The organism is Clostridium sp. C8-1-8, from assembly GCF_009928445.1.
GTDB lineage: Bacteria > Bacillota > Clostridia > Clostridiales > Clostridiaceae > Clostridium_AR.
The window spans coordinates 1-16262 of the sequence record NZ_JAABNO010000050.1; the positions used below are offsets into that span (position 1 = coordinate 1).

General features: G+C 33.7%; 11 protein-coding genes. 2 read left to right on the forward strand and 9 right to left on the reverse strand.

Features of this window, described 5'->3' with window-relative positions:
- Positions 1 to 400: 400 nt before the first annotated feature.
- Positions 401 to 592 (forward strand): hypothetical protein, encoded by a 192-nt coding sequence (locus GXK57_RS25390; protein WP_160680814.1) that lies wholly within the window; start codon positions 401 to 403, stop codon positions 590 to 592.
- A 414-nt stretch (positions 593 to 1006) separates the two neighbouring features.
- Positions 1007 to 1453: a hypothetical protein gene (locus GXK57_RS25395; RefSeq protein ID WP_160680815.1), complete on the forward strand. Its 447-nt coding sequence runs from the start codon at positions 1007 to 1009 to the stop codon at positions 1451 to 1453.
- Positions 1454 to 1544: 91 nt separating this feature from the next.
- Here GXK57_RS25395 and GXK57_RS25400 read toward each other — a convergent pair whose 3' ends face one another.
- From GXK57_RS25400 to GXK57_RS25440, 9 genes are all read right to left on the reverse strand, one after another.
- Entirely contained in the window at positions 1545 to 3122 is a 1578-nt protein-coding gene (locus GXK57_RS25400; protein WP_160680816.1) for an AAA-like domain-containing protein, read from the reverse strand.
- A 349-nt stretch (positions 3123 to 3471) separates the two neighbouring features.
- Positions 3472 to 4335, reverse strand: a complete 864-nt coding sequence (locus GXK57_RS25405) for a mechanosensitive ion channel domain-containing protein (protein ID WP_160680817.1) — start codon at positions 4333 to 4335, stop codon at positions 3472 to 3474.
- 26 nt (positions 4336 to 4361) lie between these two features.
- Positions 4362 to 5417 (reverse strand): mechanosensitive ion channel family protein, encoded by a 1056-nt coding sequence (locus GXK57_RS25410; protein WP_160680818.1) that lies wholly within the window; start codon positions 5415 to 5417, stop codon positions 4362 to 4364.
- Positions 5418 to 5427: 10 nt separating this feature from the next.
- A complete protein-coding gene (locus tag GXK57_RS25415) occupies positions 5428 to 6291 on the reverse strand; it encodes a hypothetical protein (protein ID WP_160680819.1) in 864 nt (287 codons plus the stop codon).
- Positions 6291 to 13355, reverse strand: coding sequence for a YDG domain-containing protein (locus tag GXK57_RS25420; RefSeq protein ID WP_160680820.1), 7065 nt, complete (start codon positions 13353 to 13355; stop codon positions 6291 to 6293). Before GXK57_RS25420 ends, GXK57_RS25415 begins: the two co-directional genes overlap by 1 nt.
- Positions 13356 to 13771: 416 nt before the next feature.
- Positions 13772 to 14104, reverse strand: coding sequence for a YqfO family protein (locus GXK57_RS25425; RefSeq protein ID WP_160680821.1), 333 nt, complete (start codon positions 14102 to 14104; stop codon positions 13772 to 13774).
- Between the two features lie 186 nt (positions 14105 to 14290).
- Complete coding sequence (locus GXK57_RS25430; RefSeq protein ID WP_160680822.1) at positions 14291 to 14752, reverse strand: hypothetical protein; 462 nt, start codon at positions 14750 to 14752, stop codon at positions 14291 to 14293.
- The gene (locus GXK57_RS25435; protein ID WP_160680823.1) at positions 14707 to 15240 is read right to left on the reverse strand and encodes a TetR/AcrR family transcriptional regulator; all 534 of its coding nucleotides are present in this window, start codon (positions 15238 to 15240) and stop codon (positions 14707 to 14709) included. Before GXK57_RS25435 ends, GXK57_RS25430 begins: the two co-directional genes overlap by 46 nt.
- A gap of 219 nt (positions 15241 to 15459) precedes the next feature.
- Positions 15460 to 16173, reverse strand: a complete 714-nt coding sequence (locus GXK57_RS25440) for a pre-toxin TG domain-containing protein (RefSeq protein ID WP_160680824.1) — start codon at positions 16171 to 16173, stop codon at positions 15460 to 15462.
- Between the last annotated feature and the right edge of the window lie 89 nt (positions 16174 to 16262).

Sequence of the window (16262 nt, forward strand, 5' to 3'; positions counted from 1 at the left end):
AGAATTGACCAATTGTATAATACTTCATGCTATCACATCTTTACACATATTATGACAACATAAAACTAACAATATTCCAATATATTTTAGTAGGTGTTAGTAGGTGTTTTAAAACTGTTGTATGCCCCCCTTAACACCATTATATATTTATGGAAATATACTGTATATTCCCAGTTCATACAGAATCATTCTTTACATTGTAGGTGTTAATAAATATATCTAGTGTATTTTAGTTAAGCCTTAATATCTATATTATTGGAGTGTTTATAGAATAATTCTCCCACGTAATTACACTTCATTGATGATATGGTATAATCTAGAAAATGAGTATTTCATAAAAATGCTCAATTAACTCAATTAGGTTCCAGTATATTGCATAGGAAAAGAGGAGATTCTAACTATGAAAAAAATCAATAAAATATGGCAGCCAATATTACAATATATTTGTACTCTCATATTTATTGTAGTTGTTATAATAACTTACAATGAACGAAGAGATCAGCCAGCATTAGTGCTTCAAAGCCTTACAATTATAATACTTATAGTAAATTGCATCGTAGCCACTATTAGGTATAAAAAAAGCTTAAAATAATTTCTTCTCTTATATTTCAATATCTTTTTGTCTACTTACGTAATTTTGAGATAAAAAAATATATGTGCTACTCTACACTTCTTTAGATTAAGAATCATATACTGTATCAATATTTGTTAAAACTACTGGTACACAGTATCAGTTTTATTTTTTATAATTCTCTTTAATCTTCTAAATATATAATACTGCTAAAAACGACTGTACTATTTGCCACGAATTATGAATATTTATTATTAAACAGTTTATGTTTAAGAATATTATTGAAATTAAGCGGTTAAGAAGGAGATGCTATATGAACGAGCTATTAGAATTAAATGATTTTTTGCACAAGCTCATCTAAGCATCGGATGACTGATCACTTAATTTCAACATAGTACTTTAATATATTTAAAAAATAATATGGTGGGTGGTTTAATGTTTCAAACTCTTTTAATTTTTGGCTTCTTCTATCTTTTATTCACAGGATTAATATCTATAGTTTTGTATGTTATTTTAGCCTACGCTTTATACAAAATGGCCTTAAGACAAGGGCTTCAAAACTCATGGGTTGCATGGATTCCTATAGCTCAGCTATACATCCTTGGTAAGTTAATTAGAACTGTACAGGTTTTTGATTGGGAGATTCCAAGCGCTGAAGTTGTTCTTCCCGTAGCAGCTATTGTAGTATTCATCTTTAACCATGTACATTTCTTAGGTGGACTACTTTCCTTGGCTAATTATATTCTTGTGCTGTTTGCATTGAATAAGCTTTATAAGTCATATAGACCAGAAAAAGCTACACTTTATACAGTTCTAAGCATATTTGGAGTTACTGTACCTTTCATATTACTTTCTCTTAAAGACTACGACCAAATATCATAACTTTGAGCTAATACAGTGAAAAATGGCTGTTGCATCCATCATGCAACAGCCATTACTTATATTCTATCTCATCTTATAATAGGTTATCTAATCAGCAATAAACTTCTACTATTCTTTTTACACTATCTCTAGAAGCAACAGTAACTTCTTCAATATCACCCTTTTTGCTCTGCTCTTTTCTAAAATCAAATACTAGAAGATACCCTTCATCTAGATTGTATTGTTCTAAATATTCTCCTAATTGGGTTAATCCTTTATTGTGATACTCTTCTCCACGCCATATTTTAAGCTCTATTATATACATTTTTTTATTATAGGTTAACACTATATCAAAACGCTTTTCCTCACCGCCTTGAACCTCCTTAAAGGCAAAACCTGTTCCATTTATTATAGGACTTATAAAAGCTAAGAATAATAATCTTCCATCTGATTCTAAAAAAGTTTCTCTCTTTTCTGAACGCTCATGCTTCATAAATTCAGAGAATTTTACAAGAATTTTTCTTATATCCAAACTACTATCTTCTTTTATATAGGCACTTCTTTGATTATAAGCTCCTATTTTAATTGATGTTTCCACAAGTGAACTCATATAATTATAAATTCGTTGCTCGTATATCTTATTGTTAATCTTTACTTTTCCATTTTCATTTTTAAAAATCCCGTAAATTATACCTAAACTTATTACAGGGTTGTCAGTTACATATGTTATATCATCGTTATCCAATATAATTCTTTTTACTAATTCCTTCAAATCTGCATTATTTTCAATATTTTTAATAAGGCTATCAAAATTAGTATTACTTTCTCTTAAAATTTCTTTAACTGCTAAATCCATATATTCATTGTCCCAGGTTAGGTTATCTGCTTCCATTATCTTCTCATCTATAATTTTACAAAGCTTACTTACTAAGAAGGGATAACCTGATGTATAATAATATAATCTATCTGAAAAATACTCCTTATTAAGGCTAACTTTCTTAATCTCCACGTAATCATCTAGCATAGTTTTTATTTCTTCTGAAGAAAAACTCATGTCCACATCAAAATCTGCCGCTATGTTCCAAGGTCTATTATATTTGTGCTCTTCATCAGACCTAATTTTGATTTTCAAAGTTTTCACATCATGTACTCCAGCTAATATTACACTATGAAAAGTATAGTCTTTTCCAGTATTTCTGAGCAAATACTTATTCCTTATCATTCCTAAAAAACTTAAAAATAACTGATTATTACTACTTTTATCTACTTCATCTATCATTAATATTATTTTCTTATTGGCTTTTTTAACTAGCTTGGTTATGAAACTTGATATATCATCAATATTTTCTGGATTTTCATTTTCCATAAAATCAGTAAACTTTTCATTGTTAAATTCTACAGCTCTCTTAACTATTTTTAAGAAGGCTTTAGAAAACTTCATTTCATCTTGAAATATCAAATCGCCTACACCTTCAAAGCTAATAGAAATAACAAGATACTCTTGATCCTGGTTCAACCTATTTTCTAACAAAAATAATGTAGTAGTTTTTCCATACTGCCTTGGTCTATTTATTATGAAATATTCTCCATCTTCAACAAACTCCATTATCTCATCAATCTTTTTCGAAGTATCTACCATATAATGCATCTTTGGTATACATGTACCAGTTACATTAAATTTTTTCTTCATACTCTCTCCACCACCTAATATTGTTATTTTACCATAGTTTAATATTATTTAAACAGATGAATTTTCATAATCTTTGATATATGCTGCAAAGTAAATAATGTACTAACAAATCTTTTGGATAAATGCAAATTTTCTTTTTAACTTCATATCCTAATAAACTATTCTAACCATTTGTTATACTATTCAAAGAGTTTAAACTTTCATAAGCATTCCTAAAGAATAAAAAATGAGCTTAACCTTTTTATGAGTTAAGCTCATTTTTTCTATTTTACTAAAAAAGTCTTGATATTGAAGTGCACTGCTAGCAAAAAATTTTATATTTCCTGGATAGTAAAAGATAACTCTATCTTTACATAAGTTCCATCTGAGGTAGAATAATGTTCACATCATTCTTTGTAAACTGTTTTGCTATTTCAACCGTTAGACTTACTACTGATTTTTTTCTGTCCTTACCTTTACATCTTCCAGAAAATCTTAAGTGCATCTTTCCGTCGATAAATTTTTCAATGCCCTGAAACTCAGGTTTCTCTACAAAGGAAGGATACTTTTCCTCTGAGTTTTCAAGAACTGCCTTTATAATCTCTTCGATTTCCTTAAAAGGAACCTTTACCGACACCTTTGCATCTATGTTAATGGTGCTAAGATTATAAGCTGAATTATTGAAGTTTACAAAGTCCTTGCTCTTAATCTTTTTCCTGTTTTCGTCTCCATCTTCCAAGGTTACATAAAATAAGTTTGTATCAACCACGAGTCCTGCATATTTCTTAATAACGATGAAGTCAAAAGGATGTACTAGATCCTCTACTGCAAGAAATACTCCTGCTAGTAAGTTAGCTATAACTTTCTTACTTCCTATTCCTACTATTAAAGCAGCTACTGAGCTGATTGACTTTAGTGCTTTAGGATTAACTCCCATTACTACTAAGGAATTAAATGTCATGTTGAAAAACAAAATACAAATGATCACAGATCCTACAAACTCCGTTATCATCTTATTTGTACCAAAGTGCCTCATAAGAATCTGTTCTAACTTTGTTACAACTATGGTTAAAATTAAAGCATATAGTAGTTGTGATACAATCTTAAATACTTTTACATCAACGGTATCTGTTCCAAATATCTTTTGGGATAATGCCATAGAAACAAGTGCTCCTATTAGACAAAGGATTACTACTGCCACTAGCAGATGCTTACCTTTTTTCTTGGCAGCCATTTTTCTCACACTCCTTGTACATTATCTTAATGTATATCATTCTCTATGTGCTTTGACATTTCCTTATGTTTAAGCATAAATTCTCTTGCCTTAGCTTTATCCTCTGAAGTTGCCTTTGAGAATACAGTGTTGTCATTTACGACTATGTGCGGATAAGGCATGTCAATGTTGTATTCATCAAATAGAAGCTTTATTTCACGATTCAATTCTCTTCTTATTTGGAACTTGTCTTTTTCATGACAGTTTGCAATTATCTTAAGACTTACACCGTTAGTGTTTAATGCACCAACGCCTTTGTAAAATGGCCCTTCAACGATTCCTGTTATTCTTGAACCGATTTCCTCTAGCTTTTCAGCCAGAACAGCTTCAACTCTTTCAAGAGATTCACCATATTCAATCTCTACCTCACATACTGCTAGAGAAAGGTGATTTGTCATGTTTATTACATCAGTTATCTTTGAGTTGTTTATAACCTTAGTATCTCCACCGATATCAACTATCTTAGTAGTACGGATACCTACTTCTTTGATGGTACCTCTAAAGCCATTTGCTATTACTACATCGCCAACCACGAAGGTCTTTTCAAAAACAAGGAACAACCCTGCTATAACATCTTCTATTATAGATTGTGCTCCAAGCCCCACAGCTAGTCCAAGTATACCTGCACTGGCAAGTAAGGTGGTTGTATCCACACCTACAGCCCCTAAAAATAAAAATATTAAAGCTATTCCGCAGCCATACTTTATGAAGCTATCTAAAAGATTTATTATGGTTTTACCTTTGTTTAAAATGCTTAGCAGTTTATTTAAAATGTATCTTGCTATTTTACTTAAGAAATAAACTAGTATTATGTAAGTTATGGATTTTAGTATATTAGGAAGCTTATCCATTAAATTGCCTTTAACATTAAAAACTGAACCAATATTTTGTGTAAAAATATTGTCTGGTCCAAATAGTTTCTCTGCAAATACTCCTATAAGAATGAAAGCTATAATGGATATATAAAGTAAAACGTTGATAATTATTGCGGTTATTTCAGCCTTGCTCTTTTTCTTCTTTTCGTTTTTTATGTTTTCACTCATTTGTGTCACCTCAATTTTTTATGATTGCACTGTAAACAGTTTTTTGATTAATATTTTTATTACGATCACTTGGCATAGAAGAGTTGGCTTGTAGCTCAACAGTATACTGTGGTTTTGAATAACGGTCTAAACTCAAAACCGTGTTCTTTTTAATATCAGCTATTGGAATCTCACCTTCCACTTTTCCATTGTCCTTAAGGATAAGCTTATAACCTGAATAATAAGAATAGATATCTGAAACTTCAAATCTAATGTATAGATTCTTATCAGAATTATTTCGCTCTGTTATAATTCCTGACACCTTAGGTTCATACTCTTTTTCACTCTTGGCGGTTCTAAAGCTTTTAGTTAAGAAAGTACGCTTTACCCCATCTGCAGCTTTAATTGAAAAAGTATACTTTTTATCAGGCTTTAGATTCTTCACCATATCAGTAACCACGCCTGTATCCACTTGCTTTTCATAGTTTTCATTATCGCTGCTAACACTTATTACAAGCTTCTTTCCTGTTTCGTTGTTGATATCTGCTGAATATTCAACATAGTTGTTTCCAATGTCAAAGGAAGATATATTGACCACAGGTTTATCACTAAAGGCAACTGCTACTGCCACCACTGCGGTGACAGCAACGGATGCAAATATGCCAGTGAAGGACTGAATATTTTCCCTTAGTGAGCCTTTTTCCCTGCTTTCCCTATGATCTTCATCTCCGTTATGTATATCGTGTCTTTCATTTCTAGTTTCATGATGGCTATGGGTTTCATCTACCCCTGCAGCGTTATCCTCGGACACCACTGCATAGGCTTCATCATGGAACACACGGTCATTATCTAAGATACTTTCCTTCTCTTCACCTCTAACAATAAAATCATCCATTAACTCTCACCACCCTTTTTAGCAGAACTTTTTATTCTGTTTTTGGTATAGAACAATGCAATAAGCAAACCTAAAGGTATAAACACAAACAGCCAACTTGCCATTGGTGCATAATGCTTGTCAAAAGCAACCGCAAAGGTAGAAAACTTTTCCGAATGGATGATAATTTCGTCTCCGTTAAGCTCAAAGTATTCACCATTTACTGGCTTCTTAGTAAGTACCTGCATTTTACCATTATGCTCTCTTATAATCTGATAATTGTTCTTATTCTTACTGCTATCTGTTAGTTTAATCTTAACTGTTATTGGTTCATTGGTTTCACTTATATATCCCTTTGATACCTTTCCAGAATTATCGTACACAAGCTTTTCAATTTCTACATTGTAAAGTTCTCCAGACACCTTTCCTAAAGAACTTATATAATTCTGTACTTCTTTGATTTTTTCAGGGGACATATTCTGTTTATCCTTGGCATTAACATTTACCTCAACCTTGCCCCCATTTCTAAGGGTTTTCTGCTCTGTAACTGTCAAGTAATTCCCTTTTGTAAAGTCAAATATTTTATCAAGCTTGTCAAAGGAAATTCCCTTGGTGCTATTTTCCTTTGATGGAGCTACGGAAACCGCACTGGATGGGAGGGTAAGAATAAGTTCCATAAGATCCTTATCTTCAACCACTATATTCTTAACTACATTTCTCTTTTCATCTGTAGCTCTAAGAGAATAGCTTCCCTTTGGTACCTGAACAAATCTGAATAGTCCATGTTCATCGGTTTTTGTAGCTGCAATAACAGCCTTATCTTTCACAATTTCAACCTTTGTTTCCTTCATGATGTTGCCATTAGCATCTGTAACACCACCGAAAACAGTATAGGTCTTGTCAACCCACTTAGGATATAAGGTTATGTTGCTTTTAACCGTATCAAAGGCAAACTCGAAAGGCTCTGTAAGCTCCTTATCAAGATACCAGCCAGCAAAAAGCTTTCCCTTAGCCTCTGGCTTAGTTGGAATCGGCCTTACAAGCTGATCATAATAAATACCAGTAATAGGCTTTAGTGTCTCACTTCCTGTAGGGGCAAAGCTCACTGTGTAAGTGTTTTTTGTAAACTTAGCATAAATAGTTGTATTGCCCTTTACTGTATCTGTATCAAAATTCCAAGGCTTAGTTAAGCTGCTATCTTGATACCAACCTTCAAAGCTTGCACTTTCCAAAGTCGGTGTTTGTGGCTTTTCTAACTTTTTGCCATAAGCAACAGAACTATAAATAGTGTCTGGAATTCCATTGTTGGTTCTTATTGTAACGCTATATATCTTATTACTCCAAACTGCGTAAAGATTCATATTAGTATTAACTGTATCGTACGCAAAGTTCCACAGCTTACTTCCATTCTTATCAGTAGACCATCCAACAAAGGCACTACCTGCTTTTACAGGTTCCTCAGGAATATTTAGAAGCTGTCCCTTCTGAGCAAAAGCATTCTTTAGAAGTTCCTTACCGTCATTGTCTTTGAAGCTTATAGTAAGTTTTTCATAAACATCTAACTCAGCTTTGTTATAAACTACACTATAGCCTTTTGCAGAAATATTATTAAAGCTTAAGGTGTGAGTACCCTTCTTTAATACTATGCTGTCACCGGTAACTATCTTATCATCAATAACTGCCATAACATTTGAAGTGTCTAATATGTCCTTAACATTTTCATCTTTAGAAAGACCACTTACGTTGTATTGTAGCTCTGAAACCTTTATTGAGTCTCCCTCAAAATAAGCACTACCATTGGCAGAAATAGTCACCTTTTTAGCTGATTCCGGTGTTTTTATATTAAAGTGTATCTTCTTTACAGTAGTAACTCCTGAGTTGTTTTCTACCATGAGCTCAAGATAATGTTCTCCCGAAGAATTAAATTGTTTGCTGAAGTTGTATTCCTTAGTAAGCTTTTCACTTTTTCCTAAGCCTTCAGTGATATCAACATAATTATCAAAACCATCAAACTTATAGCTTACCTTATAGATTCCACCTTCGTCCTGAATATGAGCTGTTACTTTGGCAGCAACATCTTTTATTTCCTGTCCATCATTCATCACTACATCATTTAGCTTAAAGTCATCTATAGTAGGCGTCTTATCTGAAACATACCATTTATCGCTGTTTGAGGTGGTTCCCTTTAATATTATTTTCTCACCTTCGTTACCAGCACCATCAACAGCGTACACTTCAATGGTAACTTCTTTGTCTTTTATACCTTCAAGAGGTAACTCAACAGTTGCTGTTTTACCGTCAACTTTACTGCTTCCTTTTAAAAGTTCATTTCCATCGGTATCTTTTACGATGTAATTTATGCTATAAGGATTACTATCACCAACATCAGAAACTTTTAAGGTTACTCTGAAGGATTTTTTAAAGAAGTTACCAAAGCTTAAGAACCTTCCTATAGCTGCAAGCTCTCCATCATTTGCCGTCTCATACTTGATTTCATCCTTATCTATTTTAGGTACATGACTGTCAACCTTGTATAAAACCTTTTTAGCAGTAGTTGTAATTGCCCCTGTGGACTTATCTTTTAAGTAGTATTCATAGGATTTATCACTGCCATCTGCACTATCCAGATTAATGTTCTGACTCCATGAGTTGCCTTCTAAGGCTGAGCTGTTACTCATCTCATAACCTTCAGGTGCAGTTAAAGTAACTTGCCCAGTATACCAGTCAGCTTTGCCTTGAGCAGGATTTAATGCTCCAACTTTGTCTGTAGTATATTCTTCTACTTTAAAAAGTACTTTTTCCTTATCTAGTGCAATATCATAATTCCTTGACAGGAATGCACCGTTGTCTTTAAGAGAAAGCTCTCCAAGAAGGATATCATAAGAACCAATGGTTTCTCCTGAAACACGAGATAATTTATTATCAAAAGCTGGTGTTTCTAAAGGAACATTTCCTTCATATTTATATTGTAATTCTATATCCTTCTCGCCATAGTATTTACCTTGATTGCTCAGTGGTACTATGTTTATTGGAGCCTTGCTTATATTTGCTTTTGTATTTTCAGGCTGCTTTAAAAGGTTATAATTAGCTGCTTCCGTACCGCTCAGCGTAAATCCACTGAAACTAACAGCTATATCTTTACCTACATTTTTACTTAAGAAATTAGCTTGCCCTGCAGTAATTTTAAGATTTTCACCATCATAATTTTCAGATAAAGCTCCGTTACTAGTTAGGTTTGCTAAAGTTTTTCCGTCATAAACCTTATCAGAAGCACTAGCTCCTGCAATAATAACATCTTTTCTATCAATACTTACCTTAACCTCCGGTAGAGATAGGTAATAATTCTCCTTCTTTATACCTGTAAGCTTAGGTGTTTCAATTTTTACTGTTCTAAGTCCTGCATCCTTACTTGAGGCTGTTCCCATAGTTGGCATTATGCAGTTAACATCATCGCTGTCAACTTTCCCTATGAGGCTTCCACCATTAAGCGCTACAATATCTGTTCCATTATATTGCCTATCCTTAGCAGTAAGCTCAGTAATTTTTAGTTCTTTCCTTGAGGTAGTATAGTTTGAACTTGTAGAGCTTGTGGCGTTATAAACTCCATCTGAACTAGCTTCCTTGGTAGCTGTAATTGCAAAGGCTCCTACACCTACAATCTTTACTTTATTTCCTTCTATTACAGCAACAGCTGTATTAGTAGAATAATAAGCTACTTTTCCGTCACCATTTCCCCCTAAGTTTCCTATTATAAAGGTATCTCCATAGGTTATATCAGAAGTTGTTACATCAGTAACTGCTAGTTTTGCCTGTTCTGCTTTAAGAACCTTTAAGGAAATAGCAGTAGTTACTGGAGCTACATTGGTACTATTCTCCACATATTCTTCTCCATAAGGATTATAATCAATTGTTAAAGTATAATCACCTGCAGCTAAGCTGTTTAAATATCTAGCTTTAAAGCTTATCGAATCATCTGATACAGTATAATCTCTATCTTTTACAAGAACTGTTGTACCATTGGATATCTTTGCTATGGTATTACCATTTAATTTAACCGTTGCCGCTACAGCTTCTTCACTTAGCTTCACAAAGGAAATTTGTTCTGTTGCTCTAACGGAGTCTTTATATACCACAACTCCCTCTGAATTTACATAAGATATGTTGCCTGCTTTGTCAACAATCTTACCGTATACCATAAACTTATCACTTGCAGTTGCACTAAAAGTCTTTTCACTGCTATCCTCTGAACCTATCCAACTTTGTTTTGGTAAATCCTCAGGATTTATCTCTGATGAAGTTTTGATATATTGAACAGAAGCTACTCCACTTAAGTCATCACTTCCACTTACTGTTACTTCTATACTGTCTTTAAAGAAGCGACTAAAGGTCAATTTATTAAGAACCTTTGAAATAGAACTTTCTTTAACTTTAATTTCCCCTTTAGGGGTAGTCTTATCTATCTTATAACTTTCGGTTTTCAAATTAGAAATTGCTTTCGTACTTAGATTTCTAATATAAAAGTTAATTGTTCCAGCTTTATTTTCCTCTGATACTGAGATTTTATCTAACCAATTGCCAGTGTCTGTATTGCTGTATGACAATGCATAACCTGGTTTTGCTGTGATTACAAAAGCTGTGTTTAACCATGCTTTTGAATTTAAAGTGTAATCCGTACCTTCTGTTGCATCATATGTATTGGTAATATCCGCAGTAATTCCCGAAGGTTGTATAAGGCTATAGTTAACACTATCTGCACCACTTAATGAAAACTCTGTAAGGTTAACTAAAATTGAATTTCCAGCGTTTACAGTTGAAAAAGTAGGAGTACCATTTATCAATTCAACCGCATCACCGCTTACAACTCCTTCTAGAATAGGTACTTCTGAAAAGGCTGCATTATTCAATCCATCATACTGCTTATTTTTCACTGACAAGCTTACATTGACTGCTTTTTTCATAATTCTTGCAGAAGTAACTGTCTGCTGACCACTGGCTGAAAGAATATAGTTAGAAGCCGCATCCCCTGTTAGTTTCATATCTCCAATAGCGACCTCTACAGGATTATCTGCGTGATTCTTAGATACAAAAGTACCTGTAGCTGATACTCTCAGATCATCAGAAGGAGCTTTTCCAGCAAGATTTGCTGAGTTATATACTAAAGTTGCATTCTTATTGCCGTCATAAACCTTATCCTCTGCTGTAATACCTGAAACTACTATTTCTGCTTTATTTATAGTAAGATTTTTCGTAATTGCTTCAAGCTGCTTATATCCTGGCTCCATTGTAAAAGCTGCTGTTACACTATAGTTACCTGCGTTCTTTGGTGGCGCTTCTGTTGGTTCATAAGCTGTGCCTCCTATGCCCTGATAGCTATAGGTCACCCTTGAAACTCCAGTTGGCAAGCTTCCTAAAACATTAGCTTGTGTCGCTCCGTTGTAGGTAGAGGTCTTGTCATCAAACATGACATTAGTAACCTCACCAGGTATACCTTCAGTTATTTGTCCATTATTTACTGAAAAAATGTTAGATTCTAGTGTATAATAACCGCTTTGCTGTCCTGTAATAGAAAGCCCTGATACCGTAACTGATTTGTTAGCTCCTATATCTGGGTTGTCAAACTGTGCTGAAGTATAGGCTATACCTACGTCATCATTACCTACTTTACCTGAAAAAGAAACTTCCCTTCCACCTGGTAAATATGTGTTTCCATCATAACTTTTACTAGGATTGGGTATACCATTGGGTGTTAGTGGTGCTTTTGTTATAGTAAAGTCATTTGACAGTTCATTTTGTACATAAGCTTTCTGCAAGCCTGCAGAAGTTAAAATTATATTTATTGTGTAGTCTCCAGGATATATTGGTGCATCTGAACTGTTATACACAGTTGAATTTCTACCGGTGTACATAATGGTGTAATCTGTGTTTAATGTAAGTCTCACACCAGAAAATATAGGCATTAATCCCTTTCTCTCACCATTATAATCAAAACTTCCAAACATTAAGAAATTAGCAAGAGCTGGACTAGGCCCGCTTGCTGGCATAGTATAACTTGAACTACCGGTTTGGGTAGCAGAATAAGTTGTATCCATGCCTCTGTCATACTTAGAAAACTCTACAAAATACCCACTAAGTAGCTCTGGTGCTGCATAATCCTCAGGTAAGTCATTCCAGGCCTTTGTGTTTTCAAAAGTATAGTTAACCTGAAGACTGTTTTCGTTATCATTGTAATCATTGGGTTCTCCTGTATTCCAGTTAGTATATCCGTAAGAATCACCACCAGAGTATTTTCCCCCGTAAAATATTCCTCCTGCCTCTGGTCCACAGGCCCAATAGAAAACATTTCCCTCGTTACTTTTGTCTAGAGGATTGATAAAATCGTCATCTAATATTACATTACTATTGCTATCCTTTGTAAGACGTGTAGCTCCAGCCCAAGCTGGTAATGATGAAATATTTGTCAGAACCTGATCCTCAGCCTGTGATGTAATAGTTGTAAGATATCCCTTCATTCCCATGAAATTATATGCCTTTGCTCTGTTATACGCCTCATGCCATGGAACAATGTCATTTACATACATATAATAATGCGGATTATTTACATCATCTGGAGGATTTAATTTTATAATTGAAGCTCCTTGCGGTAAGCTTGTCTTGTTACCATCAACAGTAATAGTAACCACTGCATTTGGTGTAAACCTAAAAACTATTCCTCTAATAAATCCTTGAGCCTGTTCACTAGTAATACCTGAATTAAATACAAAGGTTTGCATCGTAGTTGTTCCTGAGGTATTTTTTAATGTTTCGTAAGGAACTGACGAGTACGGAACAGACATAACTCCTGTGTAATTTGTACCACTTACCATTATGGATGTGATGTTTGTCCCATTAACAATGGCATCCTTAAAACTGTAATCAATAGTGCTACTCCAAGTAGGAGTTCCCATAACTACACTCATAGTTCCCTTAGCTTCAGATAAAACAGTAGTAGGTGGTAAGATCGTTACTATAACAATCAATGAAAGTAATATGGAAAGCACTTTCTCCATAAAACTTCTTTCTCTTCTTTTGTGTGTTTTCGTCTCCATTTTTACTCTCCCTCGTTGTTTTTTGTGTATGCAGTTTTTGTCCCTATAGGAACCAAAGCTCCACCCCTTATGTCTATTCTAAGATTTAACTTGTTCTATATAATATGTAACGTATTTGGACTTATAAATGATAAATTCGTCTATAATTTCAACACTTTTTCCCATAATAATACCTTTTTCAACATTTTATTATATGGTATCATGGAACTTTAGTTAATACAATGTTCATAATTTGGATAAATTAAAGGAGAAACTCGCCCTTGGTAAGTTTTTCTATAAAATAGTAGGAATCTCCTAATCTTTCTAAAAAATTAGCAAAAAAAAGGGCTAACAGTATTGCTAGTAAAACATAAAAGATGGAGCTCCCTTTCAAGAGTTCCATCTTTTCACTTTAAGAAAACGAAGAACATATCTGCCTATTCAAATAATTCATTTACAATTGGAATAATATTTATTAATGGCTCTTCATAAGGATGAATTTCTCTGATAACCTTATTTGCAGCCTTGACATATTCTCTCTTACATCTTATCTCCATCTTACATTCTGTGCCTTCACATATCTTACCCACTTGGCCATTGAATGGATTCGAACCTTCTAAAGGCCTCCAATAACCTCTAACATTGGTTATTGAAATAACATTATCATAATCTCCAATCTTACATGCATTAATCTTATTAAGTGCATCCCGTAATTTTATTACATATTCTTCTGGAACATATATTTCGATTTTTACTTCTTTAAATTCCATGCTATATCATTCCTCTTCTAACTTATTTAATTTTCTTCCTAAATCCACTTTGAATAAGGTATCATCACATCTGTTAACTTCCCGGCACACAAGCTCCGTACCTATATCCCTATATCAATAGACTCAGAACTACATAGACCTTTTAAATGCAGCATCTTCAACTTTGCTATCATCATGATTTTATCATTACTTAAAAAAGTCCAGAAGTATGGGATTTATCTGATCAGCTTTTCTAAGAGGAAAATCATGATTAGCATTGTCCAAAAAAATTATTTTGCAATTTAGGTTTCTCCTGCCAAGCTCCTCTATGGATCTTATCATTTCATTAAGTTTCTTTTTGCCGCATACAGCCAGCATTGGTATTTTTATATTTTGGTAATTGGTAGTTTCATCTAGCAAAATCCGATTTTTAAACCAGACTGCATACTGCTCTGGAGTTATCTTCTTTGAATACTCAACCATGAATTCCGCCTGCTGCTTTGTATAGTGCCAGTACTTTGCTTGAAGCCTAATTAGCCAGCCAAATTTCAATGTAAAACTTGAATACTTTGCGATTTTTACATACTTATCAATGGTCTTTTGAGTAGAGCAGACCCAGGCACTTAAAAATACAGCTTTGTCAAACAGATATTCATATCTAGACACCATTGCAGTGATTCAAAAAGAAGCGATATATCTACTCCTTCCCTAAACTTTGTTTTATCTATCCTTTCAAAAAAGTGTCTATAATTGTCCTTAATCAAAGGTTCTGCAAATCCAGCTATGTAACCGATGACCTCCTTATCATTTTCCATATACACCTTAACTATAAATTCATATATATATCTGTATTTCTTCATAAGCTTGCATTTTATCCTCTGGGATGGCAGCAGTATTTGAAAAAAATCCCTTTCCTCAACATTTCTGTTTTTATTAATCTCATCAAGCACCAGATTGATGCAGTGTTCACAAAGGGAAAGATACATTTCCTTCTTAATTTTAAAGTAATAGAATAGAAGTCCTTTGGATATTCCCGCTTCCCGTGCAATTTCTAGAGTCGATGTCTGGTAATAGCCTGACTTAGAAAAAGCCTTCAGTGCACTATTTATAATCTGCATTTGTCTCTCTTCAGGCAGTTTGAAAAATTTGTCATTCATACTGAGCCTCCGTGTCTATTAACCAAAACGGTCAATGGATTCTATAGTCATATTACATCCATTGACCGTTTTCAACAAGGGGCTATTTAGCACTTATTTTATTAGTTGGAATTTATTGATTATATACATATATCCGTTTTTACATATGAAATTATTTTTATGTCAATACACTTAAAAAGCAAATTTTCCACTAACTAGCTATCTATGAAAGCTTTAATGTCAACAATATAGCTTTCTATGGTTTTTAGCAATCTTCCAATTTTCAGTTCCATCTGAATTTATTGTTGGTAGATATTTTCCTAGTGTTATCGAATCATATGACTTATTATGAATGCTCAAATCCCTTAATTCATTATACTCACTTATTGGAACTTTACCATCAATCACTTTTAATCCGTCTATTATAATGTCAGCTTTACTTCCTCCCTTATCTATAGTCACAGCTTCCTTAGCCACCATATCTTCTTCAGCTTTACTTTCTTTAAGCTTACTGATGATATTGTCTAGCTGCCCTCCGCCATTCATTCCAAAGGAGATAGAGCCTTCTACTTTTCCACCTATTTCTCCAAGCTTTATTGCATTCTTTACCTTTGCTATTGCTCCTATGCCTGCTGGAGCTACTGAAAGGATTCTTTCCAAGCCATTTAAGTCTCTTCCTGATACTAAATCTTCCCCTAGTAATCCTTCTAGGGTCATCTTTTCTATTCCTAGTATAGGAATAAAATCTAAACCTATGGAAAGTTTCTTTTCTCCTTCAGTCTCGAAGTTAAAGTCTCCACTCTTTATTATTGCATCTAGATAATCGTCATAATTATCTATTGTTTTTTCTTTTTTCTTAGTTAAATTATACCATAATTTCTTTGCAAAGCTAGGTAGTATAGATGGGTAGTCAGCTTCATTATAGGTGTTTAGACCTTCATTGTATTTTTCAATAAGAGCTTTGCTTTCTTCATACTTAGATGCCTTTAGCGTTTATCCCTTCCCGACGTAGCTACCCAGCTATGCTCCTGGCGGAACAACTG

Coding starts and splice junctions, on each gene's coding strand:
- GXK57_RS25390 (WP_160680814.1), top strand. CDS start 401: ATGAAAAAAATCAATAAAATATGGCAGCCAATATTACAATATATTTGT.
- GXK57_RS25395 (WP_160680815.1), top strand. CDS start 1,007: ATGTTTCAAACTCTTTTAATTTTTGGCTTCTTCTATCTTTTATTCACA.
- GXK57_RS25400 (WP_160680816.1), bottom strand. CDS start 3,122: ATGAAGAAAAAATTTAATGTAACTGGTACATGTATACCAAAGATGCAT.
- GXK57_RS25405 (WP_160680817.1), bottom strand. CDS start 4,335: ATGGCTGCCAAGAAAAAAGGTAAGCATCTGCTAGTGGCAGTAGTAATC.
- GXK57_RS25410 (WP_160680818.1), bottom strand. CDS start 5,417: ATGAGTGAAAACATAAAAAACGAAAAGAAGAAAAAGAGCAAGGCTGAA.
- GXK57_RS25415 (WP_160680819.1), bottom strand. CDS start 6,291: ATGGATGATTTTATTGTTAGAGGTGAAGAGAAGGAAAGTATCTTAGAT.
- GXK57_RS25420 (WP_160680820.1), bottom strand. CDS start 13,355: ATGGAGACGAAAACACACAAAAGAAGAGAAAGAAGTTTTATGGAGAAA.
- GXK57_RS25425 (WP_160680821.1), bottom strand. CDS start 14,104: ATGGAATTTAAAGAAGTAAAAATCGAAATATATGTTCCAGAAGAATAT.
- GXK57_RS25430 (WP_160680822.1), bottom strand. CDS start 14,752: ATGGTGTCTAGATATGAATATCTGTTTGACAAAGCTGTATTTTTAAGT.
- GXK57_RS25435 (WP_160680823.1), bottom strand. CDS start 15,240: ATGAATGACAAATTTTTCAAACTGCCTGAAGAGAGACAAATGCAGATT.